General features: G+C 39.4%; 5 protein-coding genes. All 5 read left to right on the plus strand.

Going from position 1 to position 5,438, the window contains the following annotated elements; translation table 11 throughout:
• The first annotated feature begins 76 nt into the window (after positions 1–76).
• The 5 genes from JX312_RS08600 (at position 77) to JX312_RS08620 (ending at position 5,077) form a co-directional block, all read left to right on the plus strand.
• Complete coding sequence (locus tag JX312_RS08600; RefSeq protein WP_123407854.1) at positions 77–1,117, plus strand: dehydrogenase; 1,041 nt, start codon at positions 77–79, stop codon at positions 1,115–1,117.
• Positions 1,118–1,142: 25 nt separating this feature from the next.
• Positions 1,143–1,733 carry an SIS domain-containing protein gene (locus tag JX312_RS08605; protein WP_123407856.1) on the plus strand — a complete coding sequence of 197 codons (591 nt, stop codon included), beginning with the start codon at positions 1,143–1,145 and terminating at the stop codon, positions 1,731–1,733.
• 9 nt (positions 1,734–1,742) lie between these two features.
• Positions 1,743–3,065, plus strand: a complete 1,323-nt coding sequence (locus JX312_RS08610; protein WP_204457710.1) for an HAD-IIIA family hydrolase — start codon at positions 1,743–1,745, stop codon at positions 3,063–3,065.
• 49 nt (positions 3,066–3,114) lie between these two features.
• Entirely contained in the window at positions 3,115–4,212 is a 1,098-nt protein-coding gene (locus JX312_RS08615) for a glycosyltransferase family 4 protein (RefSeq protein ID WP_204457711.1), read from the plus strand.
• A 100-nt stretch (positions 4,213–4,312) separates the two neighbouring features.
• Entirely contained in the window at positions 4,313–5,077 is a 765-nt protein-coding gene (locus JX312_RS08620; protein WP_204457712.1) for a glycosyltransferase family 2 protein, read from the plus strand.
• Positions 5,078–5,438: the final 361 nt, after the last annotated feature.

Raw genomic sequence — 5,438 nt, forward strand, 5'->3', positions numbered from 1 at the left:
GTGAGTTTAAAGAAAAAATTACATACAGTGTCGTTTTTGATAAATTTAAAAATATTGTGTCAAATTATTTACAATCATGATAATAAGAAGTAAGGCACCTTTGCGGTTAGGATTGGCTGGAGGTGGAAGCGATGTGTCTCCTTATAGTGATTTATATGGAGGATTGGTTCTTAATGCAACCATAAACCTTTATACTTATTGTACGATCGAAGAGCTTGATACGCAGGAGATAATAATTGATTCTTATGATGCGGGCTGTTTTAAAAGTTTTCCGCTTTCCTCGAAACTGGATATTGATGGAGAGGCTTCTCTTGTAAAAGGGGTTTATAATCGAGTAATGTCCGATTATAAATTGAATCCGAAAGGATTTAGGATAACAACATATAATGACGCTCCTATAGGGTCGGGACTCGGCACGTCTTCATCAATGGTTGTATGTATTCTGAAGGCTTTTATAGAGTGGTTCTCATTGCCTCTTGGCGATTATGAAACTTCACGTCTTGCTTACGAAATAGAGCGAAAAGATCTCAATCTCAGTGGCGGAAAACAGGATCAGTATTCAGCGGCTTTTGGCGGTTTTAATTTTATGGAATTCCTAAAAGAGGATTTGGTGATAGTAAATCCTCTTAAAATGAAACGGTGGATAGTTGACGAGCTTGAAGCTTCCATTGTACTTTATTTTACAGGTGCTTCAAGAAGCAGTGCCAAGATAATAAACGAGCAAAAAGAAAACACATCAAAGGGTAATAACGAAGCTGTTGAAGCGATGCATAAGATAAAGCAATCCGCGATTGATATGAAATTGGCTTTGTTAAAAGGGGATATGCATTCTTTTGCATACATACTTGGCAAAGGATGGGAGAATAAAAAGAAAATGGCAAATGCAATCTCCAATCCTATGATACAGGAGGCGTTTGATGTTGCCATTTCGGCAGGAGCCATATCCGGTAAAGTGAGTGGAGCCGGCGGAGGCGGATTCATCATGTTTATGGTGGAACCGACAAAGAAAAAGATGGTTATAGATGCCTTGGGAAAGTTGTCGGGATTTGTGATGCCATTCCAGTTTACCGAAGATGGCGCGCATGGATGGAAGGTTTATGAAACCGATAGGGTTTAGACAATATCCAATCAATATACATATTATGACCGTACAAGAAATAATTAAATCTCAGATATCGGAAAGTGCAAGAGTCAAAGAGATTATTCTTAATGATTCCTCATTGCAGGATTTGATAAAAAGAGCAGCAGAAGTATGTGTCGAAGCATATAAAAACGGGAAAAAGACAATGTTTGCCGGGAATGGCGGTAGTGCGGCGGATGCTCAACATCTTGCAGGAGAGTTTGTTAGTAAGTTTTATTTCGACAGACCGGGACTTCCATCCATCGCGTTGTCCACCGACACATCAATCCTTACTGCGATCGGAAACGACTATGGCTTCGACAGATTGTTTGCCAGACAAGTACAGGCTCAGGGAAATTCCGGAGATATCTTTATAGGTATTTCTACTTCAGGAAATTCCAGGAACATAGTGGAGGCTGGAGAGGTCTGTAAAGGCAAAGGAATCTTCACTATTGCTCTGACCGGCGGTAAACCTTGCGAAATGGACAATTTTGATTTGGTAATAAAGGTTCCAAGCGAATCAACCCCGCGCATTCAGGAATGCCAGACAATGATAGGACATATAATATGCTGCATTGTCGAGCGTGAGATTTTTGGAGAAAAATATCAGTAAATACAGTTTATGAAGGTTGTAATAATGGCAGGAGGGAAAGGAACAAGGATATCATCACTGTTCCATGATATTCCCAAACCAATGATTAAAATTGATGACCGACCAGTATTGGAACATGAACTTGAGTGTTTGCGGGATCAGGGATTTAATGATATAATCATAACGGTATCTCATCTTGGTGATGTAATAATGGATTATTTTGGCGATGGTTCAGGTAATTCACCGGCTACCGGCAAACCATTTGGAGTAAAGATAGAATATTTTAATGAGCAAGTGCCATTGGGCAATGCGGGTGCATTATTCAAACTGAGGGATAGATTCACTGAAGATTTCCTTTTGCTTAATGCGGATGCGATTTTCGATATTGATTTCAGGAGGTTTGTTGATTTTCATAAACGTCAAGGCAGTCTGGTAACATTATTTACACACCCGAACAGCCATCCATACGACAGCGGACTGATTATATCTGATGAGAATAGGAATGTAATGTCCTGGCTGACGAAAGAGGATTCTCGCCCATTATATTACAAAAACCGGGTTAATGCGGGATTACACGTAATAAATCCGAAGATTCTGGATGATTGTAACATCGATGTCAGCATGATTGGTTGTGAAAAGGATGATGGAACAATTTTTAAAGTTGATCTTGACAGGAATCTGTTGAAACCTCTTGCCGGAACCGGAATGATGTCGTGTTATGATAGTCCGGAGTATGTGAAGGATATGGGAACTCCGGAACGATTCGAGAGTGTGAAAAAGGATTTTCTTGCAGGTATTGTAAAGGCAAGAAATCTTTCTTGTCGACAAAAAGCAATTTTTTTGGATAGAGACGGAACTATAAACAAGTATGTGGGTTTTCTGAGAGATATAAACGATTTCGAACTTATTTCCGGAGCATCGGAAGCTATACGCAAAATAAATGAATCGGGTTATCTGGCAATAGTAGTTACCAATCAGCCTGTTGTGGCACGTGGAGACGTTACAATTAAGGAACTGGATGATATACATGAAAAACTGGAAACAGAGCTTGGTAAATCCGGTGCGTATATTGATGCGATATATTATTGTCCGCATCATCCGGATAAAGGTTTCGAAGGAGAAATTCCTGAGTTGAAAATTGAATGCGATTGTCGTAAACCAAAACCGGGGATGCTTCTAAGGGCAGCGGAAGATTACAACATAGACCTTTCAAAATCTTTTATGATAGGAGATAGCGAAGCCGATGCAGAGGCAGGATTCAAAGCTGGATGTGTATCGTATCAGATAAGTCAGAATGACGGTGCTTCATTGATAAAAGCCATTGACACAATTATTGGTAAAGACGGTCTGTGATTCGTGTAATTGATAGTCCGGTGCTGGATAATAATTATTATTAAATGATATGAAACTTTGCTATCTCTATTCAGATATTACAATGAACGGAGGGATAGAGCGTGTCCTCTCCATCATCGCATCTGAACTTGCCGATAATTGGGGGTATGATGTGACCATCGTGTCGATTTACAGGACTCAGGATACTCCTCCGTATAAATTTTCAGACAAAATAAAAATCGTGTATCTTTCGGACTCTCCTTATTCGGGGAGTCCTGGTTCTTTCCATAGACTTAAGCTTCAAATCAAAACACTAAATTTAATAAAAGCATATTTCAAGAGAAATAGGTTCGATATTATAGCAGCCCAATCATTTCCATGTGCTTTTATGGCGTATTTATCGGGCATTGACAGAAGCAGAATCGTTGCAGTGGAACACGTGTATTATGGATATTACAATAAATTGATGCGGATGCTTAGGAACCGGATATACGGAAAATTCAAGTGGGTTGTCAGCCTTACACAGAATGATACAGCATCCTTCAAGAAGTGTTTGCAAAATGTGTCTACTATTCCAAATCCAGTCGTGTTCGGTTGTAACTCTCCGTCAACGCTTGATTCTAACAAGATTATATCTGTAGGCAGACTGGAGTATCAGAAAGGTTTTGATATTCTTTTGGATGTATTTAAAGAAGTAAACAGGCTTTATCCATTGTGGACATTGCATATTTATGGAAAGGGAACGTTACGAGAGGCGTTGTCGGATCAGATAAAGGAACTCGGACTTGAATCTTGTGTCTTTCTTGAGGGTGTGACAAAATCGATTGATGAGAAATACAGGGAATCTGCTTTTTGTGTTGTGTCATCCAGATTCGAGGGATTTCCGATGACGATTACAGAGGCGATGAGGGAGGGTGTTCCATGCGTCAGTTTCCGATGCCCTAACGGTCCCGAGGACCTGATTTCAGACGGTAAGGATGGAATCCTTGTTTCCCATCTGGATAAAGCTGGATTGACAGACGCGATTTCAACACTTATAATTGACAAGTCAAAAAGAAAGGAAATGGGAAAAGCCGCTTTTTATTCCATCAGAAGATTTGATGTGAGGCATGTTGCTGAGATGTGGAATGATCTATATGTGGATTTAGTGAACACGACAAGTGTCTGAATATCTTAAACGCTTGATTATAGAGCAAGCTGTTTCAATTATGTATTCCGGTTATAATCCTGGTTTTGGGTATAAGATACACTTGAAATTTTTCTAATATATGCAGACGAGCGAAACTTGTGCTGTTTCAATCATCACCCCTTGTTACAATTCCAGAGTTTGTATCTCCGAGACTATTGATTCTGTTTTGGCGCAAACTTATGGAGACTGGGAAATGATAATAGTGGATGATTGTTCCACTGATGATAGTGCTGGTATAATAAAAGAATATGCGGCAAAGGATCCAAGAATCAGGTATCTCAAGACAGCGGTTGCGTCTGGTTCTCCGACAATACCTCGCAATATGGGTATCGATAACGCCAAAGGAAAATATATCGCTTTCCTTGATGCTGATGACAAATGGTTGCCTGACAAGCTGGAGAGACAGCTCTGTTTCATGGAGGATACGCAATGTGATTTCGTCTATTCGGATTACGAAAAGATAAAATCAGATGGAGAACGAGGAAACCGGGTTGTCAGAATGCCACAGAAAGCTACTTTCTGGGATGTGATCGAGACTTGCGTCATTCCTTGTCTTACGGTCATGATAAGAAGGGATACAATCGGAAAGACTCGATTCAAATATGTTTCCAAGGAAGATTTTGTATTTTGGCTTGACATACTTAAAAAAGATGTTGTAGCGTATAATGTTGGGGAAGTTTTGGCTTTATATCGCGAACAGCCACAAAGCAGATCGTCAGATAAGATGGCGATGATTAAGGAACAATGGCATATACTGAGGAACATTGAAGGTGTAAAAACACCTGTTGCAGTTTATTTCATGATGAAATTCCTTTTCCATGGTTTTATTAAATATCTGAAATAACTCACGCAATTCCCGATTAGTAATTATATTGTAAAACTTATGTTCAGTAGTGCTCTAAACCAAATCCGTTCACGAAATGGGATGCTTGCAAGTTGTGTGATTTTTTTACTCTATTTAGAGAAAAGATATTCTTCAAGTATGCTCAAGACATTCCGCAAATTTCTATGGCAACCATTGCTCAATTTACAGATTCATCCAAACTCTTTTGACTCACTTGAAAACATCCTGACTCTTCGTTTGCCTCATCCGTTCATGATTATTATTCATGAATATAGCAAGATTGGTAATTATTACTGTCCGCTAAACCATAAAAAGGCGAGTCCAACTTCCTGAACGGCAGAAGTTGGGCTTACTTTTTGTA

Origin of the sequence: Barnesiella sp. CU968 (assembly GCF_905219685.1) — a bacterium.
GTDB lineage: Bacteria > Bacteroidota > Bacteroidia > Bacteroidales > Muribaculaceae > Lepagella > Lepagella muris_A.